Origin of the sequence: Spirillospora sp. CA-128828 (assembly GCF_050945415.1) — a bacterium.
In the GTDB taxonomy this organism is placed as follows: domain Bacteria; phylum Actinomycetota; class Actinomycetes; order Streptosporangiales; family Streptosporangiaceae; genus Spirillospora.
The window spans coordinates 1,580,915-1,600,236 of the sequence record NZ_CP191986.1; the positions used below are offsets into that span (position 1 = coordinate 1,580,915).

Here is a 19,322-nt window from a genome sequence, read left to right on the forward strand (position 1 = left end):
GACCTATGCGAAATCTCAGCGCCGCAACCCCAACGGCCATACGCCTGGCTTTGTAACCGAGAGGGGGAGTCGTTTCGAGGTGACTGCGGGAGTCACCTTCTGACCGAGTTTGCGGTGTCGGTTTGTTTTGACGGCAGCCAGGGGCTTGCGGTGGGACGGTGGGTGTGCTTCTGCCGCAGGGGGCCGGATGGGGAAGTCTCAGTCGAAGGCTGATCTGTACGCCGCGATACGCCGTGACCATCGTGGTGGGCTGACCCAGCGGGCACGCCGGCGTGGGACGCCCGGGGCCGCCAGGTCAACGACCATGCACCGGCAATGGGCATACACGGCAATTCGATCACGTTCCCCCTGCCACAACGGGCGATGAGGATTTCCGGCATTCTTCATCGCACGTCGAGGCGGGAGGTAGGGCGGGATGGCAGCTGACGCCAGAGATCGCCCGGATGGCCGGTGGACGTTCCTGACCAATCATGCGCGGGTGCTGCTGGCCATCGCCCGAGACCCCGATGCACGGCTGCGTTCCATCGCCGCCGCCTGCCTGATCACGGAACGAGCCGTCCAGGTCATCATCGCCGACCTCGAACAAGCCGGCTATCTGCACCGGCAACTCAGCGGACGGCGCAACCAGTACACCCTCAGCCTCGACCTGCCGCTAAGGGGTCCTTGCACTATGCCCGCTCAGACCATCCTGGTGGGCAGCACGATGATCTGCCGCAGGTTGACGTGCCGGGGACGGCTGGTGACGTAGGCGACGACATCGGCCAGGTCCCCGGCCGCCAGTGGGCCGTACGCCGGCGCTGCCGCCCCGGCCAGCTTCTGCAGACTGTCCTCATCGAGGTGCGCGGCGATCTCGGTCGCGACTGCCCCGGGCTCGATGTTGGTGACCCGCACGTCCCGCGGTCCGAACTCGGCGCGCAGCAGCGCCGAGAGGTGGGTGACCGCGGCCTTCGTCGCCCCGTACACGGCGGCGCCGGGGAAACCGGGCAGGTGGTGCGCGCCGATGGACGAGACGTTCACCAGGTCCGCGCTGCGGCCCTGTGCGGCCGCTTCGTTCAGGTCCTTGGCGAAGGCGCGCGTGACACGCAGGACTCCGGTGACATTGGTGTCGATCATCCGCTGCAAGTCGTCGACGGGCGCGTCTTCGATGGAGAAGCTCAGCAGGCCGATGCCGGCGTTGTTGACGACCAGGTCGACGGTCCCGTACACCTCGTGGATCCGGTCCACGGCGGCCGCGACGGACGCGCCGTCGGTGACGTCGGCGACCACGGGCAGCGCCTGCCCGCCGTCGGTCCGGATCTTCTCGGCGAGGGCGTCGAGCCGCTCCGTGCGCCGCGCCAACAGCGCGACCTTCGCCCCCTGCGCGGCCAGCGTCAGAGCGACGGCCTCGCCGATCCCGCTCGCGGCTCCGGTGACGACGGCGGTGCGTCCGGCCAGGTTCTCGTACGACATGGAAGTGCTCCTCGGAAGGGAAGTCGGCCGGGACATCCCCGGCCTCGTCCACGACCCTCCGCCGCTCTGACGGCTCTACCCAGGGCTGAGCTTTTCCTGGGTCTGTCAGTACCAGGTTCCGCGCCGGGTGCTCCCCTACGATCGAGTCCATGGACGGGGATCTCGGTGACTTCCTGCGCACACGCCGCGCCCGCATCCAGCCCGCGGAAGTGGGGCTGCCCTCGTACGGCCGACGCCGGGTGCCCGGGCTGCGCCGCGAGGAGGTGGCACAGCTGGCCGGGGTGAGCGTCGACTACTACGTCCGCCTGGAACAGGACCGCGGGCCGAGGGTGTCGGACGCCGTCCTGGATTCCATCGCCCGGGTACTGCGCCTGGACGAGACCGAGCACGCCCATCTGCTCAGGGTGGCGCGGCCGCCGAAGAAGGCCGAGCGCCGCAGCGGCGCGCCCCGCGTCCGCCCCGGCGTCCAGCTGTTGCTCGACAGCATGGAGCGCACCCCGGCCTTCGTCACCGGACCCGCCATGGACACCCTGGCCTGGAACGCCCTCGCCGACGCCGTGCACGGCTTCGGCCGCATGGCCCCCGGCCGGCGCAACCTCGTCCGTCAGCTCTTCCTCGAACCCGGGGGCCGCGACTTCTACCCCGACTGGGCCGCGTACGCCGCCCAGTCCGTCGCAAACCTGCGGCTGAGCGCGGGCGCCCACCCCGACGACCGCGCCGTGCGCGACCTCGTGGGCGAGCTCTCCCTCAAGAGCGAGGACTTCCGCCGCCTGTGGGCCGATCACCAGGTCAGGGCATGCATGCACGGCGTGATACGCCTCCGGCACCCGGTCGCGGGCCTGCTGACCCTCCCGTTCGAGTCCCTGACGCTCCCGGAGACACCGGAACAGACCATCGTGGTCTACACACCGGAACCGGGCTCGGAGACGGCGGAACGACTGGCCCTGCTGGGGAGCTGGGCGACAGCCCACTAAAGGCATCCCGCGGAAGCCAGCCTCACGCTGCAATCTCTCGTTGACCTTATCGTGGACCACGAGACCGGAAACCCGGCTCAGCCAGAGAACACCGCTTCCGCGTCGGTGACGGTGTCAAAGACGCGCAGAACCTGATCCGCTCCCGGTCATCTCGAGGATCCGCCGCAGATGCTCAGGCACACAGGCCAGCACCAGCACCGCTCCACGCGCCTGCGCCTGCCGCCACGCCCCGAGCAGCACATTCAGCCCGGCCCTCGTCCCCAACGCCAGTGGCACTGACGCTTTCCACAAGGCATACAGGCGGGCCATGGGGCAGCACGCCGTATTCATCGCCATTGAAACCGACGGTCCTCGGTGGACCGTGAAGGCGGACACACTCACCGCGAGCTCCGGACACCACGTCGACGACGAGGTGAACGACGCCGTCCGGGCCGCGATCACCCGTTTGGTCCACAATCGTGAAGTCGGTGCGGACGCCTACACAGGGCCGATCTACTTCATGATGCACAACGTGTCGCGCGAGGAGCGGGCCCGTGAGCTCGCGGCCGCACTCCATGCCGCCCCGCACGGCGACCTGGAACCTCTCAACCGCGCCGTCCCTCCCACGGCCTGACCTGGACGTCAGGATCCTCGTTGGCCTGCCCTATCGATCTTTCCTCCTGGCGGCCACCTTCGCGTCAACGATCGGCCCGCTGCGTCAGCCCTGACGGGCTGACGCAGCGGCACAGTGACATCAATTCTCATCGACTTTGATCATGCAGACAGCTCTCTGGTGACTCCCGAACTCGCGTCGAAACGACGTCCACGGAAAGTGACACAGCCAATACGCTGCCTACGACGCCACACATCAGCCCGTAAGTACGACCAGCCTCAAACCAGGCGTGCCGGACTTCGGCAAAGGGCCCCGACTCCTCCGCACGCCGGGAGCGGCAAGGACGCTGATCGTCGTGTGCCGCGGCGGCAACGTCGGATCAACCGGTCGCGAACACGGCAACACACGCGGCAGAGCGGACGGCGAACCAGTGCTGAACGGAACGGCACGGCGGCAACGGCAACCTGGGCCGGCGCATGGCGGCACGGCAAACGCCCGAGGTAGATGCCGCTTCTATGAGGTTCCTATGAAGCCCGTGCCGACAATCGCGCCCATACCGGAAACCGACCTGAACGCACAGGAGGGACCGAACAGGTGCGCGAACCCTACTGGCACGACAAGACCCACGCCCTCTACACCGGAGACCCCCGCCAGGTGCTGGCCGAGATGCCAGCCGGATCCGCCGACTGCATCATCACCAGCCCACCACCCTGGACACCACAACCACGCGACACGACCGCAGACACCCCGAGCCGCTACGGCCGCGAGCCCACACCGGCCCTTCACCTCGCCGCCCTACGCCGCGTCTTCGCCCAAGCCCACCGGGTACTGACCGACCAGGGGACCGCTTGGCTGATCACCAGCGACCGCTACGCGGACGCGTCCGGGTCGGCCGGCCCACCGCGCGGACGACACAGGCGCCGTATCCGCGATCATGCGAACGCTGAGCTTGACCTCCGCTGCGTTCCGGAAACCGAACAGGGTACCGGCGGCAGCGCGCGTGGGTGCAATTGGTCGCACCTCAGACGGCAATCCGGCCAGCACGGCAGTGGCGTCGGCGGCAGAGCTATCGGCGATTGCCGCGACCGAAGCGGCACGGCAAAAGAGCCGAGTCGGCGGCACGATCCCGGAGCAGTGCCGGTCGGGCCTGCCGGAGACGTCTGGTCGTTGCCGACGCGGCCGCAATGGCACACCCTGCCGATCGAGGTGCCGCTCTGTTGCATTGCCGCCGGATGCCGACCCGGCGGCACCGTTCTGGACATGTTCGCAGGAATCGCCACCACCGGGATTGCCGCCCGGCACCTCGGCCGCGCCTTCATCGGCGTAGAACAGACACCAGCCCTGCGCAGCATCGCCAAACGCAGACTCCGGGAGGACAGCGGCCACGGGGGTAACGCACGGTGAGGCGCCAGATACATGAACCTCACCAAGTGGTTAGGCGTACCGAGTTGAGCAGCCAATATGCTGCCGAATCAAGTCCGGACGGGCCTCCCGGTGACCTGCCTGAGATCGCTGTCCCGGCCTCTGAGAGGGCGGGCCCGCTCGCGAACCAGGACGACCGTCAAGGTCGTGACACAGATGGATCGGGACGCTCGCTGGCAGTGAGGGTTCAGTTCGTCGCTGTCGGTGGACGTGATGGTGAAGCCCTTGAGGTTCGCCAACTCGCCGTGATTCGAGAGATTCTGCGATGGCTACACCAGAACCGGAGTTCGTACCAGGGCCACTAACCCAGGGTTAATGAGTGATGGCGGCCGGGTGAGTGGACGAGCCGGTGGTGTGGGCGTATGCCGGTGGCATGGCCAGATACCCCCAGGGCGGTGGGATGACCGACGCCGGCCGCTGGCGACGAGAACAGGTCCGGATGCAGGCCGCGCAATGGTTCGGCGAGGGTCGGCCCAACGCGTGGATCGCCGCCGAGTTGCGAGTCGGGCTGCGGCAGGTGGAGAAATGGCGGCGGACCTGGCGCGAGGGCGGGGTCGAGGCGCTGCGGTCCAAGGGCCCGCATCGGCGGCCGCGGCTGGACGATGCGGCCTTCGCGCGGTTGGAGGCCGAACTGAACCGCGGTCCGGCCGCGCACGGCTATGCCGATGACCAGCGGTGGACGCTGGGCCGGGTGGCCGCGCTGATCCGACGGCTGTTCGGGATCGACTACACCCTGCCCGGGGTGTCGCTGCTGCTGCGCCTGGGCGGCTGGTCGGTACAGGTGGCCGGACGCCGCGCCATCGAACGCGACGATCACGCCGTGCAGGTGTGGAAAGAGCAGGTGTGGCCGCAAGTGGAACCACCGCGGCGGACCTGGACGCCTGGATCTGTTTCCTCGATGAGACCGGTCAGGGGCTCAGGCCGCCAAAAGGACGCTCCTGGAGCCGCCGGGGACACCGGCCGCAGGTGAGGGTGCACGGCGGCGAACACGGCGCCCGCATCTCGGTCGCCGGGATGGTCTGCTACCGCCCGGGGATGCGGTCCCGGCTGATCTACCGGCTGCACCATTACCGCCGCCGCAAAGGCGAACGCGCCGCCTTCACCCTGACCGAGTACAAGAGCATGCTGCAGGGCGCCCACCAGCAGCTGCCCGGCGGGAAGATCGTGCTGGTCTGGGACAATCTGAACATCCACCACTCCGCGGCGATGCGGGCGTTCATCGACGCCCACACCGCCTGGCTCACGGTGTTCTACCTGCCGGCCTACGCTCCCGACCTCAACCCGGCCGAGAGCGTGTGGTCCCTGCTGAAACGCTCCATGGCCAACTTCCTGGCCACAGACCTGGACCACCTGACCGGCATGATCAAGCACCGCCTCAAGGTGATCAAGAACCACCCCGGCGTGATCGACGGTTGCCTGACCACCACCGGCCTCACCGTCACCACCACACCCGCCATCACCAATTAATCCTGGAATATGAGCTGGAACAGGGCGGCGTCGCCTTGCTGGCCGCCGACGAGCCCATATCGCACGACCCGACACCCGGCCGTAAAACCAAGAAGCGCGCCACGGCAACGTTGACCCGCCGGGTCAAGCAGGCGATCGCCGAGTGGTACGTGCTGCAGATGCTGGAGCTGGCGTGGAACGGCTTCCACGAGCATACCGAGCAGGGCTGGAACGTCGGCCGCCCGCCTTACGGCTACCAGGCTGAGCGGTGCCCTCACCCAGTACCTGCACAGCGTGCGCAGGGCAAGACCAAAACGCGGCTGCAGACTGATCCGGTGACCGGACCTGTGGTCACCCGGATCTTTCAACTGCGTGCACTGGATCGCCTGGGATACGACGACATCGCCGACCGACTCAACACCGATCTGGATCGTAATCCTCCGCCGATGCCGGTTGATCCGCGCCGTGCCGTAGGTCGGTGGACGGGCTCGGCGGTGCGGGGTGTCCTCAGCAATCCCAAGTACACCGGTTACATGGTGTGGAACCGGCGGGCCAGTAAGCAGGGTGGCCACTACAACCCTATGAACGAATGGGTGTGGTCGCCGCAACCCACGCACGAACCTCTGGTGACCCACGAGTTGTTCGAAGCTGCATCACCGGTGGCACGGCACCGCCAAGGGTCCCGGGCCGCAGTTGGGCCCAACCGTCACCCGCAGACCAAACGCAGCTACATGATGCGCTCCTTCATCGCGTGTGACTTGTGCGATCGCCGGAAGTTCGGCAAGACCCGCAAGGGCTGGGCCTATTACGCTTGCCAGCCGCAACGCCAGCATCACAAGGGACGACGTGACTGGTACGACGACCATCCCAAGAGCATTTGGGTCCGTGAAGACGCCTTGCTGGAGGCCGTTCACGATTTCTTCGCCCAGCGGATCTTCGGCCAGCGCCGTCAGCAATACCTGCGAGCCAGACTCGCTGAAACGATCGACGCGCCGGTGGAATCGCTCGCTGACGCGCATAAGACGAAGCTCGCCGCCGAGATCACCGACCTCCAGCGGCGTCAGGACAACCTGCTGGTGCAATTGGAGGAGTACGAGCCCACCGGTGAGACCGACATCGACCGGGAGTACCGGGCCGGCATCCAGCGCCGCTTCGCCGAACTGGTCACCAGGCGCCGCGAAGCACAAGCAAGGCTGGCCCAGCTCACCACCCGGGCTCAACCGCCCGGTGATGACATCGCGCTGCTCGGAGAGATCCCTCAACTACCCCCTCAAACTGGGAGAGCTGCCCGAGGAACTGCAACGTCAGCTCTATGACGCCTTCCAGCTTCAGGTCCGCTACAACAAGCCACGGCATGAGGCCCTGATCCGCGTCACCATCAGAGAGGACACCGTGCACGCACTCAACGCCGCAACCTCGACAACGTCGAGCTCAGCGAGCGGGCGCCGCTCGGGCGAGGCCGGGAGGAGCTTCCCATGTTCTGTGCGCCCCCGGCAGGATTCGAACCTGCGACACCCGCTTTAGGAGTCAGAGGTGCATGCCGGACGATCAACGGCGCTCACCTGCGCGCACGTCGCCGATCTGGGGTGTTTGTCGTCTCCGTGGGCATGCATTGGGACCACGGGGCCCTCGGTGGGCTCAGACGCTCGCCGTTGCCTGGGTCGTCAGCCAGGCCGCGACTCCTGCCTGGGGGTTAGTTGCGCTGGACCGGACCGCCAGTGAGGGCATTGGGGATGGCGCTTGTGGTGATGATTTGGCCTTCACCGATGAAGCGTCGAGTAACCAGGACTCCCGCCTCGTGGACGGCTTGCCCAGCGTGGCTCGCGGAAGCGTCCTCGATCAGCCACGGGGTAAGGTCGAGTTCAAATGCGTCTACGGCGGTTTTGAGGACGCAACTCTCCGTGGCGATACCGCATACGTATATGTCTTTCCAGCCGCGCTCGCTGACCAGGGCGCGGCCCTTATCGTCGGCAAATAGGCTGTAAGTAGTCTTATCGACGACAGCCGTTGCCCTCGCGGCGAGTGGTTCGAGTTCGGGAACGATGTCTATCTGTGGGGAGGAGCGAAGCTCCTTCCACTTGATGAGCCGCTCGAACGGGCTGCCCTCATAGTTGATATAGCGCGTGAACACGACATCGCCTCCCGATGCCTGCCAGCGTTCCACCAGATCGGCTATTACCGGAACGACGTGGCTAGACTCCGCGCGAACGAAGCCGTTCTGTACATCTACGACGACCAGTACGGTACTAGTTGAGGTCACGAGATCTCCTAACTCTGCGATTGGCGCACTATTTCTATCGCTTGATCGAGGTGGTCGAGCAGGCTGCTGGTCTTTACGATCGAATCCCTCATTGAACGATGCTGACCTGTCTCTTGCGGTCGAGGGTTGACCAGGCGGGATCTCGCGCCGCGCAAGAACCGCCACCCATGTTCCTCGGGCAAGACTGGATCGAGACCGAATTCAACCTGTCGGTTGATGTGTTCGCAGTACGCCCATATTGATTGAGTTGCCAACTCGCATGCAACTAGGTCGCTCTCGGCTAGTGCTTGGTCCGGAGACATGGGATGGTAAACAACGCCCGACCAAGAAGCGTATCCGACAGACAGGCCGCTAAGTCCAAACGGCTCGATTCCGCTTCCATCGTGCCCACTCGCTAGGATTCTGCGCTCGGCCTGTTCGGCGTCCTCCCTCTCGCTTTCAAGGAATCGCGCTTCGCGCTGCAATAGGATCCTTGGCGTGCAGATGGTCCGCAAGGCGGTATCAAGCGTGTTCTCGGGCCATCCTGGCTCGGTGACCCAATAGGCGCTTAGTACGTATGACGCGCTAATCTCATCGAGCCCGGTCAACTTTTGGAGGTTGGCAGTTGCCCATGCCAGATTTTCGGCGTAGCTGCGCATCCTCCATAGCGCGAGACTGGCGATGTTGGGCATCTTTAGTTCTTCCACCAAGTGGAATATCGCGACGCCAAATGGCCAAATGTGTAGCTCGCACTGTCCGGACGAGTGCGCGAAAGGGATGGATAGGCAAGAAATCCACTGCGGGGTTGGGGGTGTCTTCGCTTCGCTTGAACTCGCTACTTTCTCGGCGGCCCGTGCGCCTATAAAAGCTGCTATGAACTTATGTGAACGCGCAGAAAATCCCGCAAGCGCACTGCCGCTATCGCCCTTGATTTGCGGGACTTTGGCCGCGCTGACCCCTCGCCTTATCCGTTCCGCCTCTGCCGCCTTGCGGGCTTCTGTACGCCGGATCTCCTCTACCTCGTGATAGGCGGAGGTGAGGGCGCCGGTGTTAAGGAGTTTGTCGCATCCTTGCCAGAATAGTGCAGAACAGCTTTCGCCGCGTTCGGCGCCAGCGACGCGAGGACGAGAGTAGCCAAGCAGGTCGGCAAGTTCCTGCTGTGTATAACCCGAAGCTTCGCGAAGGCCGCGAAGCTTCCGGCCTAGTGCTTTCCTCGCTTCTGGTACTTCGTCGGTGGCCACTGTGAAGGTCTCCGGGGGCGAGATCGGTGGATGTCAGGCGAATGTCAGCGGAGTGTTAGGTCTCATGGTTCCCACTTCCGAACATCCGGCCTGACGACAGAACCTCGATGACATGACGAAGCGATTACCCGTCCGACTCCGCCGAGGGGATGCGGCTGAGCAAGTGGACCAAAGCCTTCTCAGCGTCGTCCAACTCCGACCGCGAACGGTGGAGCTGAGCACGAATCTTCATGAGTTCGTTTCTCATGTCGGGCTCGACTTCGCCGGGGGAGCGCACGTAGGCGCCGCTCGCTGCACGGATCGTGACCAGCCCTTCCCGGGCAAGGAGTTGGACCGCCGCCGCTGCGGTGTTGGTCGCGACCTCGTACCGCTCCGCGAGCTGCCGATACGAGGGCAGCTTGCGGCCCGGTGGATACCGAGTGCCCCCTTCGATCTCGGCGCGAAGGAGGCGCGCGACTCGTCGGCTCGGTAGCCGCTCATCTTCTCTGTCCGCCACGAAACCACCTTACCCAACTGTCTTGAGACGGGGTCTTGACGAGCGCCCTCGCTGGGCCTACTGTCTCAATCCAGAACAGCTGACTTAAGTTAGTTGTTCCTCAAGGGGCCCCGGATAGATGGGGCCGAGGGACCCGGAACCCTGGTCAACCGGAGGGCCTGAGACGTGAAGGTCACGTCTCCGCCTGAAACGGGAGCGCGCTCCCGAAGACGACATCTCTGTATGAACGCCCTGGTCGATGACCGGGTCAAGTCCCGAAACCTGGCGTCGTCCCTGCCGTGCTGCGGCGGGGGCGACGCACCTATCTCGTCCTTTCGCGTTCTTTTTCACTCCTCTGATCTACGGAGAAGCCGGATGTTCCTTGCAGCCTCTTCCGGCCCCGCCGCTTCCGCTCCGGCTCCCGCTCAGGTGGGGGCGACGGGGTTCTACGTCGCGGTGCGGACCGGCGCCCGAGCCCACGCCGCGCTCGCGCTGGGCCCTTACGACAGCCACCGCGCCGCACGCGTCGAGGTGGACCGTGTCCGCGAGTTCGTCACCGACGGGTGCCGTGAGGCCGGTTGGTGGCTCTACGAGACCACCCGCGTCACCGCTCAGCCCGGCCGGGAACTTCCGGTCGGCACCCTCAACGCCCTGCTGGCCTCTGGCCAGAAAGCCGCCTGACGTTCGGCGACAGCCCCCGGCCGCAGGCGCCCGCCTGCCGGTCAACGAAGCGCCACCGATGCAAGGAGATCTCACCATGCCGCAGCCGAAGAAGATCTGGCCGATGTTCGTGGCGGTCGCCGCTTTCGGATACGCGATCAACCACCCGGAGAAGGCCGCCGCGCTGATCAACAAGGTGATCCACGCGATCAGCGTGATCGCCAGCTCGCTGGGCTTCTGACGCCCCGTGATGACCGCTCCACCGATCACCGTTCCCCCGCTCACCGACCCCAACGAGGTGCCCGTGTCCCGCTCCCTGACCCCGTTCGCCGCGCTGACCGGTGTGGACCTGCGGGGCAAGCCCGTCACCGGCGCGCAGTGCCGGTTCGATCCCGAGTTGCACACCGGCCCGGACGGCGACGAGTCCCCGGATGAGCGCGCGGCCCGTGAGGCGGTGGCCGCCGAGGTGTGCGAGTCCTGCCCGCTGCGCGCCCAGTGCTTCGAGCTGGCGATGCAGATCCGCCCCGAGCACGGGGTGTGGGCCGGTTTCACCGCCCCCGAACTCGCCATCCTCGCCGACCTGTCCGACCTCGACCCGTTCGCCCCCGACCTGAACGAGGTGGCCTGACCATGCGGACCTACACCCACCCCGACGTGCTCACCATCGGTCTCCGCGACGGCTGGGCCGACCCGGAAACCGACCCCACCCGCATCGACTGGAAGGCGCGTCAGGCGTCGGCTGCGATCCCGTTCGAGGTGATCGACGGGCGCCCGGTCAACCCGTGTGAGAAGACCACCGTGCGTTACGGCCGCAACGAGCTGGGGCACTGGGGTGAGGCGCTGGCCGCCGACGCGCTGGTCTGGCTGCTGGACGGCCGGGGCCGCCGCTGGATCCTCATGGTCGAGCGCGACGACGGGCACGGCTGGGCACTGCCCGGCGGATTTGTCGACCCCGGCGAGACCGCCCTGGAGGCGGCGGCGCGTGAGCTGGCCGAAGAGACCGGCCTTTCCCCGTCCGACCCGTGGTGGAACACCATGCCGCCCCGGTACGTGCCCGACCCCCGCGCCAGCGACGAGGCGTGGATGGTCACGGTGCTGTGCACCAAGAACCTGGGCACCCTCGACCACTTCCCGCCGGTCACCGGCGCCGACGACGCCGCCCGCGCCGCCTGGGTCCGCGCTGACAACTACGACACCCTGTCCGCCCACCTCGCCGAGGTCTACGGCGGCAAGGTCTTCAACGCCCACGCCGCCATGCTCGTCACGATGCTGGGGGTGGCCTGAATGGTCCGCCCGAGTGCGCTGATCGGCCGCGCCCGCAGCGCCGTGCAGGACCCGCAAGGCCGGATCCGCGTGGTGATCGCCGTGGTGTTCCTCGCGATCGCCGCCGCGGCGCTGCTGACCGGAGGGCTCACGTGAAGGTCCGCCTGACCGGCCTGCCCGCCGAGGTCGAGACCGCCGCCGCCCGCATCGCCGGCGTGGTCACCGTGCTGGAGACCTCCCGGCCCTACCCGCGCCGCGGAACCTCGGCGCTGGTCTCGCTCTACCTCGACGTCACCCTCGACACCGCCCTCGGCCCGCGGGCCGAGGAGCAGCATCCCCCGGCTTGACGTTGCATCCGGCCGCTCACCCCGCCCCCCGGTGGGGTGAGCGGGCTCACGGAACGGCAGAACCCCCGACCGAAAGGGATCACTCCATGGCCACACAGACCGCGCAGACCGCCCGGACCGGCGGCATGACGTTCGAGCGGGTCATCGACCGCAACCGTGACCTGATCGCCGCGATCATCGACACCACCCCGGGCACGGCCATCCCCGCGATCGCCCACACCCCCGAGGAATTCACCGACCTGGTGGCCGAAGCCGCCGAACGGCTTTGGCAGTCCCAGACCTGGGCCGACGACCAAGACGAGATCGACGCCGCGCACCGCTACCTGCGCGACGCGCTGGCCACCGACGACCCGGCCGCCCGCACGGTGCTGCTGACCCACGCCGATGAGCACCTGCGGATGGTGGACACCGACGACTGGCTTGACTGACGTTGCGTCCGGCCGCTCACCCTGCCCCCCGGTGGGTGAGCGGCTCACGGAACGGCAGTACCGCCGCTCCCGCACCGGACACGGTGCGCCCCGAGACGCCAGCACCGACCAAAGCACGAGCGTCCCGGGGCTCCTTCAACAGGAAGGAACCATCCACGATGGCCGACGACCCGACCAAGGGCAAGTCCGTCCGCGACGCCCACGACGCCGCCCAGTCCGGCAAGAAGAACAAGTAGGGCCGCGCGATGAGTTCGTGGAACGAGTGCCCCCAGTGCGGGGCCGCCTACGACACCCCGGCCGAGGCCGCGCGCTGCCGGGAGAGCCACTGACATGGCCGCGCAGATATCCGGGTGCTGCAAGGCACCGGTGAAGGCGACCATGACCAGCGTCCGATGCTCCAAATGCCAGGAGCGGATCACGCCGCTCCGGCTGATCGACGCTCCCGGCCGGTAAGTGATGCCGGCCGCCGCGAGCGTCGCGTTCATGGACCCGGCCGGGGACCGCTGGGGTATCCCGACATGGTCATGGGGCATGGCGCCCGGGCACCTGCTCACCCGGACACAGCTACGCGCACGCGGGCTGCGTCCGGGTGGGCAGCCGGTAGCGGGCCAGATCCTGTGGCGCTCACGGCAGGCCGCCCGCAACGGGTGGATCCGCGCCGCGTACCTGTACGACGTGCGCCGGGCCAAGCCCCGCCGCCCCGCCACCCCGGCCCAACTGCGCGCGCTGGCCAAAGCACTGGCCGCGCGCCGCACCTGCCCGCGCTGCGGACGCGACGCCGGATACGTCCTGCCCCAACGTATCGGGGCGTGCCTGACCTGCGCGGACCGGTGGGAAATCGACCGCGCGTGAACGAAGTGGAATCCCATGACGCAGATCGACCCGATGGAGATCGCCCCGATCACCCCTGCGGGGCTGGTCACCGGCGCGGACGTGATCGTGGTCAACAGCAGTGGCGGTAAGGACTCCCAGGCGATGCTGGACTATGTCGCCCAGCTCGCGGCCGAGGCCGGTGTCAGCGACCGGGTGACCGTGGTCCACAACGACCTGGGCGCCACCGACACCGGCATCCCGATCGAATGGCCCGGCACCGCCGATCTCGTCCACCGGCAGGCCGCGCACTACGGCTTCCCTGTGGTGGTCACCCGGCGGGACAAGGGCGGCCTGTTCCAGCAGCTGCGCAACGAGCGGCGCAAGTGGCCCTCGGCGTCGGCGCGCTGGTGCACCTCCGACCAAAAGACCGGCCAGGGCCGCAAGGCCGTCACCCGGCTCGTCCGCGAGCTGGGCATCACCGGCCGCCCGGCCGAAGTCCTGTACTGCCTGGGCCTGCGTGCCCAGGAGTCGCCCGGCCGGGCACGCAAACCCGTCCTGGAGATCGACAAGGCGGGCACGTCCGGGCGGCGCGTGATGCGCCGCTGGCTGCCGATCCATGACTGGAGCGACGCGCAGGTGTGGGACCGGATCCGCGCCAGTGGCGTGCCCTACCACCCGGCCTACGACCGAGGCATGACCCGCCTGTCGTGCTCGCTGTGCGTACTGGCCAGCCGAGACGACCTCATCCGCGCCGCCCGGCTCAGGCCCGACCTGGCCGCCGAGTACGCAGCGCTGGAAACCGAGCTGAACCACCGTTTCCGCGCGGACATGTCCATGGCAGACATCATCACCGCCGCCACCCCGCAGGAGGTGTCCCGATGACCCCCGTTGCGCTGACGCTTGCCGCGCTCACCGCCTTGGCGTGCTGGCTGTGCTCCTCCCCGGTCCGGCTCACGTTCGCCGCCGGGGCGCTGCTGGCCACCCACCCGGCGCCGACGCTGACGCTCACCGCCGTGGTGACGGCCGGACTGACGGTGGCCGCAGGTGCGCTGGTCTACCGGTCGCTGCGCGATGGCGGCTGGCACCTGGTCACCGTGTACCGCCCGCCCTCGATCCCCGCACCGGTCCCGGTGGGGGGTGTCGTGCGATGACGGGCCGCCGTAGCCCCGCCTGGTTCTTCGACCCGTTCCGCATCGCCCTCGAAAGGAGGCAGACGGCATGACCACGCTCAATCATCACCGCACGCCCGCGAGCCGCAGCGTGCCCGCCGGCTTCGGCGTGCCCGCCGCCGACACCCTCGACGCCCAGACCCCGCCCGCCTTGCCGACCGAGCTCACCGAGCCCACCGAGCCCACCGAGGGCGCCGAGGGCGCCGAGGGCGGCACGTCGGGCCCGGCCGGGCCCGACGCCTGCGACGGGGACGCGCTGCCGCCCAAGGTCGGTGATCTGACCAGTAACCAGTTCACCGCGGTGGCGGTGGTGGCCGCGCTGGTGGCGGCGCTGGGCCTGCTGGGGTTCGTCAACAGCTTCGCCGCCGTCGCCGAACGCGCCCAGCCCTCGTTCGGGCACATGGCCTGGACGGTGCCCCTCGGCATTGACCTGGGCATCGCGATCTTCGCCGCGCTGGACATCGTGCTGGCGCACCTGAACATGCGGATCCGGTGGCTGCGGTTCATCCCCTGGGGACTGACCGCGGCGACGGTGTACCTGAACGTCGATGGTGAGCACGACGGCTTCGGCAAGGTTGCGCACGCCGTGCTGCCCGCGCTGTGGGTCATCGCGGTGGAGATCGCCGCGCACGTGATCCGGATCCGCGTCGGCATCGCCGCCGGAACCCGCATGGAGACCATCCGCATCTCGCGGTGGATCCTGGCGCCGTGGCCCACGCTGAAGCTGTGGCGCCGCATGGTGCTGTGGGAGATCCGCTCCTACCCCGACGCGCTGGCCCGCGAACGCGCCCGCGTCTTGGCCCTGACCGGCCTACAGGACACCTACGGGCGGTGGGCGTGGCACCGCAAGGCACCCCGCCGCACGCGGGCCCTGTACCGCCTCGGCGAACTGACCGCCGAGGCGTCCACCGAGGTATCGGCAGAGGTTTCCGCCGACGCGTCCGGTGGATCGGACGCCGACCGTCCCGCCCTGCCCGTGCCGGACCGTCCGGCACTGGAGTCCGGACCGTCCACCCCGCCCGACGGCGGACCGTCCACCGGACCGGACGCCGGACCGTCCGAGGGGCCGTCCCGGACGCGCACCCGGACCACGGGCGCCCGGTCCACCGGACGCAAGCGCGGACCGTCCGCCGCCCGGTCCCGGACCGGCAAGCCCGCCGCGCCGCCGCCGGACGTGGACGACCTCATGCCGCTCGGGCGGCAGATCGCCGCCGACCTCGCCGAGAGCGGCCGGCCCCTGACCCGCAACACCCTCGCCGCCCGGCTGCGGGAGGCCGGACAGACCGCCGGTAACGCCCGCGTCGGCGCGCTGCTGGCCCGCCTGAAGACCGACACCCCCACCGACCCGCCGACCGGCCCGACCGGCCCGACCGATGCCGAGGGAGACACCCGTTCATGAGTTCCCTGGACAAGCTCACCGACGACGACACCACGGTGGTCCCGCTGCGGCCGACGGCCCCGGACACCGACACCGACGACAACCCGGACGACTACCTGGGCGACAGCACCGTCACCGACCCGGTGACCGGTGACGGCGGCGATGACGAGCCGACCCGGCGGCCGATCGTCCCGGCCGAATGGGGCCGCGACACCTGGCGGACCACGCTGGCCGATCACGCCGGGCTGTGGTGGTACAAGACCCGCTACCACGGCGTCCGGTCCCCCAAGCACACCATCGTGATCGCCTGGTACGCGCTGCGCGGGGTGCGGCGGCTGACGGGCCGCCTGATGGCGTGGTGGCAATGGACCGACGGCTGGATCCTGGAATCCCAGGCCGTGGCCGCCGGACGGTCCGGGCACCACGACGCGATGAACGCCCACCGCGAAGGCAAGAAGACCCGCGCCGCCCGCGGCCAGATCGTCGCCGCATGCACGGTCGGCGCGGCGGTGGCGGGCCTGGTGGGCTGGAAGTTCCTGCCCGGCTGGACGTGGCCGCTGGCCATGGCGGGCGCGGCACCGGTGCTGGCCCGGCACGGCGCCCCCGAGGGGCAGCCGATCATCGGCGCCGCGGTCGTCCCGACCGCCTACCAGACCCCCACCCCCGAGATCATCACCCGCGGGCTGGGATCGCTGGGCATCTCCGCGATCAACACCCTGATCAAGAACGGTGAAGGGCTGGGATTCATCAGCGACGTGCACCGCGACGGCGACGGGTGGGGCGTGGAGCTGGACCTGCCGCACGGGGTGACCGCCACCAACATCCTGCAAAGGCGTGAGGAACTGGCGTCCGGGCTGCGGCGACCCTTGTCGGCGACCTGGCCCGAACGCGTCGCCCACGAGCACGCCGGGCGCCTGTACCTGTGGATCGGGCGGCGTGACATCTCCAAGGCCAAGCCGATCCCGTACCCGCTGATCCGGACCGGCACCACCGACGTGTTCGCCACCGTCCCGTTCGCGGTCACCCCCCGCGGCCAGCTCGTCGGGGCGCCGCTGTTCGAATACAACTGGGTGATCGGCGCGGCGCCCGGGCAGGGCAAGACCACCGGCGTGCGGGCCCTGGCATCGGGGATCGCCCTGGACGTGCTTTGTGATCTGTGGATTCACGAGCTGGCCGGCAAGGGCGACCTGGAACCCCTGGCCCAGGTCAGCCACCGCTACACCTCCGGCATGGACGATGACGCGATCGCCTACGCCGCCGAATCGGTCCGCAAGCTCAAAGCCGAGGTGCACCGCCGCAGCGAGATCTTCAAGAAGCTGCCGCGCGAGGCCAAGCCGGACGGCAAGCTCACCCGCGAACTGGCCGCCGACCGGCGCCGCAACCTTCGCCCCATCGGCGTGATCTTCGATGAGGTGCAGAACCTGATCCTGCACCCCGACCACGGCGGCCCCGCCCTGGTCGAAGACCTGGCCATGGTGGAACGGGTCGGCCGCGCCTACGGCATCATCATCATCTTCGCCACCCAGCGCCCCGACGGGGACGCGCTGCCGCCCAAGGTCCGGGACCTGGCCCTGGTCAGGTTCTGCCTGAAGGTCCCCGATCAGGTCTCCAACGACATGATCCTGGGCACCGGCGCCTACAAGGCCGGATACCGCGCCTCCGAACTCCGCCTGGACGTGGACCGCGGGCTGGGCTGGTTCAACGGCGCCGGCGAGATGCAGGCCGTCCGCACCCACTACCTGGACATGCACGACACAGCCCGGATCGCCGCCCGCGCCCGCGCGATGCGCGAAGCCGCCGGGGTGCTGTCCGGCTACGCCCTCGGCGAGATCGAGTCCGATGAGCCCGCCCGCGACTTCGCCGCCGACGTCCTGACCGTGTTCGGCGACGCGCGCGCGCTGTGGTGCGAGACCATCGCCGCCCGGCTCCGCGAGCACCTGCCCGGCCTGTACGCAGACATCACCCAGGAAGCGGTCTCCAGCCAACTGCGCGCCCTGGGCGTCACGGTCAAGAACGTCCGCGAACCCGGCAAGACCCCCCGCAAGGGCTGCGAACGCGCCGCCCTGCTGGCCATCACCGGCGCCCCCGCTGGCGCCACCGTCGACGGGCGTACCGACGACCGCGAGACGGCGGGGGAGGCGGCCGGCGCGTAGCGCCACACACCGCCACCCGTTACGGCGCCGCTACACCCCGGCCACCTGCACAAACCCCCGGTTCGCCGCTACATGCCCGAACCGCCGTAACGCGCTGACCTGCGCTGTTACGGCGTAGCGGCGAACCGGCCCGCACCCGCAGAACCCGCCCGTCTAGACACCCGGCCCCGGCAACACCCCGCCGGGCCGCTACACCCGCTCAACCGCCCTTGGGAGGCACCCCGGATGGGGATCACTCTGTTCCGCTGCGGCACCTGCGGCAAGTCCTACGCCAACCCGCTGACCCACACCTGCGTCACCCGGATGGACCGCAAGCGGCGCCCCGGCAAGACCCGGCTCAAGCCCGCCGCCACCCGCACCTGTGGCACCTGCGGCAAGCCCTACACCAACCCGCTCACCCACACCTGCACTGTCAAGACCGACTTCCGCAAGCGCAAGGCCGCCCAAGCCCGCAAGGCCAAGGCCGATGCCAAGAAGGCCAAGGCCAAAGCCGCTCGCCAACGGCAGCGCGAACGCCAGCGCAACCGGCCCAAGCCCGCCCCCGCCAACCGCGCCCCGGCCAAGCCGACGCGTCCCAAAGCGACCCCGGCCAAGCCGCGGCAGGGTGGGCGCTCTCCGTCCACGGGCCGCGCCACCGGGCGTGCCGACGCCCACGATCACCGCGAGTGCTTCAACACCAGCCAGGGCGACCGGCGCCACGCCGCCCACGACTGCGACCGCTTCCCCTGCCGGATCTACGCCGAGGGCCGCGAACACGGCTACGCCCAAGGCCACGTGGTCGGGCACGCCGAGGGCTACGCCCAGGGCTACAGCGAAGGCCAGACCCACGGATACGCCGCCGGATACGCCGCCGCACTCTCCGAAAGGCACTGACCCATGCCCACCGACCCGATCACCACGATCCTCATCGCGCTGGCCGCCCTGGTCCTGTGGGTCATGTCCCTGCTGCGCCACCCCATCGGGACCTGCCCGCGCTGCAAGGGCGCCCACATCGTCCAGACCCGCCTCGGCCGCGTTCGCACCTGCAAGAAGTGCGCGGGCACCGGCCTGCACCGCCGCCGGGGCGCCACCACCGTCCACGGCCTCTACTGGACCCTCACCGGCAACCGGCAGAGGCAACAGCGCCGTGAGGACATCGCCCGGCGACTGGACGCCCGGCGGACGGGAGACCGGCCGTAATCCCTGTCCACCGATCTGGAAGGTGCCCCGACGAGGGGAAACCGGCCCCTCGTCGGGGACGCAAAAGGGCCCTCGGCGCACAGCCACCAAAGCA

27 protein-coding genes are annotated in these 19,322 nt (G+C 68.7%); 23 read left to right on the forward strand and 4 right to left on the reverse strand.

What is annotated here, in order from left to right; all coding sequences use genetic code 11:
* Positions 1-415: 415 nt before the first annotated feature.
* A complete protein-coding gene (locus ACQPXG_RS08070; RefSeq protein ID WP_433466988.1) occupies positions 416-748 on the forward strand; it encodes a MarR family transcriptional regulator in 333 nt (110 codons plus the stop codon).
* On the opposite strand, the gene ACQPXG_RS08075 is transcribed toward ACQPXG_RS08070, so the two are convergent.
* Entirely contained in the window at positions 679-1,449 is a 771-nt protein-coding gene (locus ACQPXG_RS08075) for an SDR family oxidoreductase (protein WP_433466989.1), read from the reverse strand. The two genes, ACQPXG_RS08070 and ACQPXG_RS08075, sit on opposite strands and share 70 nt — an antisense overlap.
* Positions 1,450-1,598: 149 nt before the next feature.
* Between ACQPXG_RS08075 and ACQPXG_RS08080 the strand changes: the two genes are divergently transcribed.
* The 6 genes from ACQPXG_RS08080 to ACQPXG_RS08105 all read left to right on the forward strand — a co-directional run bounded on the left by ACQPXG_RS08080 (position 1,599) and on the right by ACQPXG_RS08105 (position 7,199).
* Positions 1,599-2,423, forward strand: a complete 825-nt coding sequence (locus ACQPXG_RS08080; RefSeq protein ID WP_433466990.1) for a helix-turn-helix transcriptional regulator — start codon at positions 1,599-1,601, stop codon at positions 2,421-2,423.
* A 361-nt stretch (positions 2,424-2,784) separates the two neighbouring features.
* Positions 2,785-3,036: a hypothetical protein gene (locus tag ACQPXG_RS08085; RefSeq protein ID WP_433466991.1), complete on the forward strand. Its 252-nt coding sequence runs from the start codon at positions 2,785-2,787 to the stop codon at positions 3,034-3,036.
* Positions 3,037-3,609: 573 nt separating this feature from the next.
* Complete coding sequence (locus ACQPXG_RS08090) at positions 3,610-4,419, forward strand: DNA-methyltransferase (protein ID WP_433466992.1); 810 nt, start codon at positions 3,610-3,612, stop codon at positions 4,417-4,419.
* Between the two features lie 391 nt (positions 4,420-4,810).
* The gene (locus ACQPXG_RS08095) at positions 4,811-5,407 is read left to right on the forward strand and encodes a winged helix-turn-helix domain-containing protein (protein ID WP_433466993.1); all 597 of its coding nucleotides are present in this window, start codon (positions 4,811-4,813) and stop codon (positions 5,405-5,407) included.
* Positions 5,323-5,904 (forward strand): IS630 family transposase, encoded by a 582-nt coding sequence (locus tag ACQPXG_RS08100; RefSeq protein ID WP_433469920.1) that lies wholly within the window; start codon positions 5,323-5,325, stop codon positions 5,902-5,904. The genes ACQPXG_RS08095 and ACQPXG_RS08100 overlap by 85 nt, the downstream gene beginning before the upstream one ends.
* Positions 5,850-7,199 carry a recombinase family protein gene (locus ACQPXG_RS08105; RefSeq protein ID WP_433466994.1) on the forward strand — a complete coding sequence of 450 codons (1,350 nt, stop codon included), beginning with the start codon at positions 5,850-5,852 and terminating at the stop codon, positions 7,197-7,199. Before ACQPXG_RS08100 ends, ACQPXG_RS08105 begins: the two co-directional genes overlap by 55 nt.
* Positions 7,200-7,576: 377 nt before the next feature.
* On the opposite strand, the gene ACQPXG_RS08110 is transcribed toward ACQPXG_RS08105, so the two are convergent.
* The 3 genes from ACQPXG_RS08110 to ACQPXG_RS08120 all read right to left on the reverse strand — a co-directional run bounded on the left by ACQPXG_RS08110 (position 7,577) and on the right by ACQPXG_RS08120 (position 9,859).
* On the reverse strand, positions 7,577-8,143 hold the full coding sequence (locus ACQPXG_RS08110; protein WP_433466995.1) for a cysteine hydrolase: 567 nt from the start codon (positions 8,141-8,143) through the stop codon (positions 7,577-7,579).
* Between the two features lie 8 nt (positions 8,144-8,151).
* Positions 8,152-9,363, reverse strand: a complete 1,212-nt coding sequence (locus ACQPXG_RS08115) for a helix-turn-helix domain-containing protein (protein WP_433466996.1) — start codon at positions 9,361-9,363, stop codon at positions 8,152-8,154.
* Between the two features lie 124 nt (positions 9,364-9,487).
* The gene (locus ACQPXG_RS08120; protein WP_433466997.1) at positions 9,488-9,859 is read right to left on the reverse strand and encodes a GntR family transcriptional regulator; all 372 of its coding nucleotides are present in this window, start codon (positions 9,857-9,859) and stop codon (positions 9,488-9,490) included.
* Between the two features lie 354 nt (positions 9,860-10,213).
* Here ACQPXG_RS08120 and ACQPXG_RS08125 point away from each other — a divergent pair, with 354 nt between their 5' ends.
* From ACQPXG_RS08125 to ACQPXG_RS08200, 16 genes are all read left to right on the forward strand, one after another.
* Positions 10,214-10,519, forward strand: coding sequence for a hypothetical protein (locus ACQPXG_RS08125; RefSeq protein ID WP_433466998.1), 306 nt, complete (start codon positions 10,214-10,216; stop codon positions 10,517-10,519).
* Positions 10,520-10,595: 76 nt separating this feature from the next.
* Entirely contained in the window at positions 10,596-10,739 is a 144-nt protein-coding gene (locus tag ACQPXG_RS08130; RefSeq protein WP_433466999.1) for a hypothetical protein, read from the forward strand.
* A gap of 9 nt (positions 10,740-10,748) precedes the next feature.
* The gene (locus ACQPXG_RS08135) at positions 10,749-11,126 is read left to right on the forward strand and encodes a WhiB family transcriptional regulator (RefSeq protein WP_433467000.1); all 378 of its coding nucleotides are present in this window, start codon (positions 10,749-10,751) and stop codon (positions 11,124-11,126) included.
* 2 nt (positions 11,127-11,128) lie between these two features.
* Complete coding sequence (locus tag ACQPXG_RS08140) at positions 11,129-11,782, forward strand: NUDIX domain-containing protein (protein WP_433467001.1); 654 nt, start codon at positions 11,129-11,131, stop codon at positions 11,780-11,782.
* Positions 11,783-11,917, forward strand: a complete 135-nt coding sequence (locus tag ACQPXG_RS08145; RefSeq protein WP_433467002.1) for a hypothetical protein — start codon at positions 11,783-11,785, stop codon at positions 11,915-11,917.
* Positions 11,914-12,108: a hypothetical protein gene (locus ACQPXG_RS08150; RefSeq protein WP_433467003.1), complete on the forward strand. Its 195-nt coding sequence runs from the start codon at positions 11,914-11,916 to the stop codon at positions 12,106-12,108. Before ACQPXG_RS08145 ends, ACQPXG_RS08150 begins: the two co-directional genes overlap by 4 nt.
* 86 nt (positions 12,109-12,194) lie before the next feature.
* The gene (locus ACQPXG_RS08155) at positions 12,195-12,536 is read left to right on the forward strand and encodes a hypothetical protein (RefSeq protein ID WP_433467004.1); all 342 of its coding nucleotides are present in this window, start codon (positions 12,195-12,197) and stop codon (positions 12,534-12,536) included.
* A 35-nt stretch (positions 12,537-12,571) separates the two neighbouring features.
* Positions 12,572-12,772, forward strand: a complete 201-nt coding sequence (locus tag ACQPXG_RS08160; RefSeq protein ID WP_433467005.1) for a hypothetical protein — start codon at positions 12,572-12,574, stop codon at positions 12,770-12,772.
* 94 nt (positions 12,773-12,866) lie between these two features.
* A complete protein-coding gene (locus ACQPXG_RS08165) occupies positions 12,867-12,989 on the forward strand; it encodes a hypothetical protein (RefSeq protein ID WP_433467006.1) in 123 nt (40 codons plus the stop codon).
* A 30-nt stretch (positions 12,990-13,019) separates the two neighbouring features.
* The gene (locus ACQPXG_RS08170; RefSeq protein ID WP_433467007.1) at positions 13,020-13,388 is read left to right on the forward strand and encodes an RRQRL motif-containing zinc-binding protein; all 369 of its coding nucleotides are present in this window, start codon (positions 13,020-13,022) and stop codon (positions 13,386-13,388) included.
* A gap of 15 nt (positions 13,389-13,403) precedes the next feature.
* The gene (locus ACQPXG_RS08175) at positions 13,404-14,231 is read left to right on the forward strand and encodes a phosphoadenosine phosphosulfate reductase family protein (protein ID WP_433467008.1); all 828 of its coding nucleotides are present in this window, start codon (positions 13,404-13,406) and stop codon (positions 14,229-14,231) included.
* Positions 14,228-14,500 carry a hypothetical protein gene (locus ACQPXG_RS08180; protein ID WP_433467009.1) on the forward strand — a complete coding sequence of 91 codons (273 nt, stop codon included), beginning with the start codon at positions 14,228-14,230 and terminating at the stop codon, positions 14,498-14,500. Before ACQPXG_RS08175 ends, ACQPXG_RS08180 begins: the two co-directional genes overlap by 4 nt.
* Positions 14,501-14,567: 67 nt before the next feature.
* Positions 14,568-15,917: a DUF2637 domain-containing protein gene (locus ACQPXG_RS08185; protein WP_433467010.1), complete on the forward strand. Its 1,350-nt coding sequence runs from the start codon at positions 14,568-14,570 to the stop codon at positions 15,915-15,917.
* Positions 15,914-18,049, forward strand: a complete 2,136-nt coding sequence (locus ACQPXG_RS08190) for a hypothetical protein (RefSeq protein ID WP_433467011.1) — start codon at positions 15,914-15,916, stop codon at positions 18,047-18,049. Before ACQPXG_RS08185 ends, ACQPXG_RS08190 begins: the two co-directional genes overlap by 4 nt.
* A 225-nt stretch (positions 18,050-18,274) precedes the next feature.
* The gene (locus ACQPXG_RS08195; RefSeq protein WP_433467012.1) at positions 18,275-18,922 is read left to right on the forward strand and encodes a hypothetical protein; all 648 of its coding nucleotides are present in this window, start codon (positions 18,275-18,277) and stop codon (positions 18,920-18,922) included.
* 3 nt (positions 18,923-18,925) lie between these two features.
* Positions 18,926-19,228: a hypothetical protein gene (locus ACQPXG_RS08200; protein WP_433467013.1), complete on the forward strand. Its 303-nt coding sequence runs from the start codon at positions 18,926-18,928 to the stop codon at positions 19,226-19,228.
* The last annotated feature ends 94 nt before the right edge of the window (positions 19,229-19,322 follow it).

Bases quoted from the DNA above. Each gene is read 5' to 3' on its own strand.
- ACQPXG_RS08070 (WP_433466988.1), top strand. From the start codon at position 416: ATGGCAGCTGACGCCAGAGATCGCCCGGATGGCCGGTGGACGTTCCTG.
- ACQPXG_RS08075 (WP_433466989.1), bottom strand. From the start codon at position 1,449: ATGTCGTACGAGAACCTGGCCGGACGCACCGCCGTCGTCACCGGAGCC.
- ACQPXG_RS08080 (WP_433466990.1), top strand. From the start codon at position 1,599: ATGGACGGGGATCTCGGTGACTTCCTGCGCACACGCCGCGCCCGCATC.
- ACQPXG_RS08095 (WP_433466993.1), top strand. From the start codon at position 4,811: ATGGCCAGATACCCCCAGGGCGGTGGGATGACCGACGCCGGCCGCTGG.
- ACQPXG_RS08125 (WP_433466998.1), top strand. From the start codon at position 10,214: ATGTTCCTTGCAGCCTCTTCCGGCCCCGCCGCTTCCGCTCCGGCTCCC.
- ACQPXG_RS08130 (WP_433466999.1), top strand. From the start codon at position 10,596: ATGCCGCAGCCGAAGAAGATCTGGCCGATGTTCGTGGCGGTCGCCGCT.
- ACQPXG_RS08135 (WP_433467000.1), top strand. From the start codon at position 10,749: ATGACCGCTCCACCGATCACCGTTCCCCCGCTCACCGACCCCAACGAG.
- ACQPXG_RS08140 (WP_433467001.1), top strand. From the start codon at position 11,129: ATGCGGACCTACACCCACCCCGACGTGCTCACCATCGGTCTCCGCGAC.
- ACQPXG_RS08145 (WP_433467002.1), top strand. From the start codon at position 11,783: ATGGTCCGCCCGAGTGCGCTGATCGGCCGCGCCCGCAGCGCCGTGCAG.
- ACQPXG_RS08155 (WP_433467004.1), top strand. From the start codon at position 12,195: ATGGCCACACAGACCGCGCAGACCGCCCGGACCGGCGGCATGACGTTC.
- ACQPXG_RS08165 (WP_433467006.1), top strand. From the start codon at position 12,867: ATGGCCGCGCAGATATCCGGGTGCTGCAAGGCACCGGTGAAGGCGACC.
- ACQPXG_RS08170 (WP_433467007.1), top strand. From the start codon at position 13,020: ATGGACCCGGCCGGGGACCGCTGGGGTATCCCGACATGGTCATGGGGC.
- ACQPXG_RS08175 (WP_433467008.1), top strand. From the start codon at position 13,404: ATGACGCAGATCGACCCGATGGAGATCGCCCCGATCACCCCTGCGGGG.
- ACQPXG_RS08180 (WP_433467009.1), top strand. From the start codon at position 14,228: ATGACCCCCGTTGCGCTGACGCTTGCCGCGCTCACCGCCTTGGCGTGC.
- ACQPXG_RS08185 (WP_433467010.1), top strand. From the start codon at position 14,568: ATGACCACGCTCAATCATCACCGCACGCCCGCGAGCCGCAGCGTGCCC.
- ACQPXG_RS08190 (WP_433467011.1), top strand. From the start codon at position 15,914: ATGAGTTCCCTGGACAAGCTCACCGACGACGACACCACGGTGGTCCCG.
- ACQPXG_RS08195 (WP_433467012.1), top strand. From the start codon at position 18,275: ATGGGGATCACTCTGTTCCGCTGCGGCACCTGCGGCAAGTCCTACGCC.
- ACQPXG_RS08200 (WP_433467013.1), top strand. From the start codon at position 18,926: ATGCCCACCGACCCGATCACCACGATCCTCATCGCGCTGGCCGCCCTG.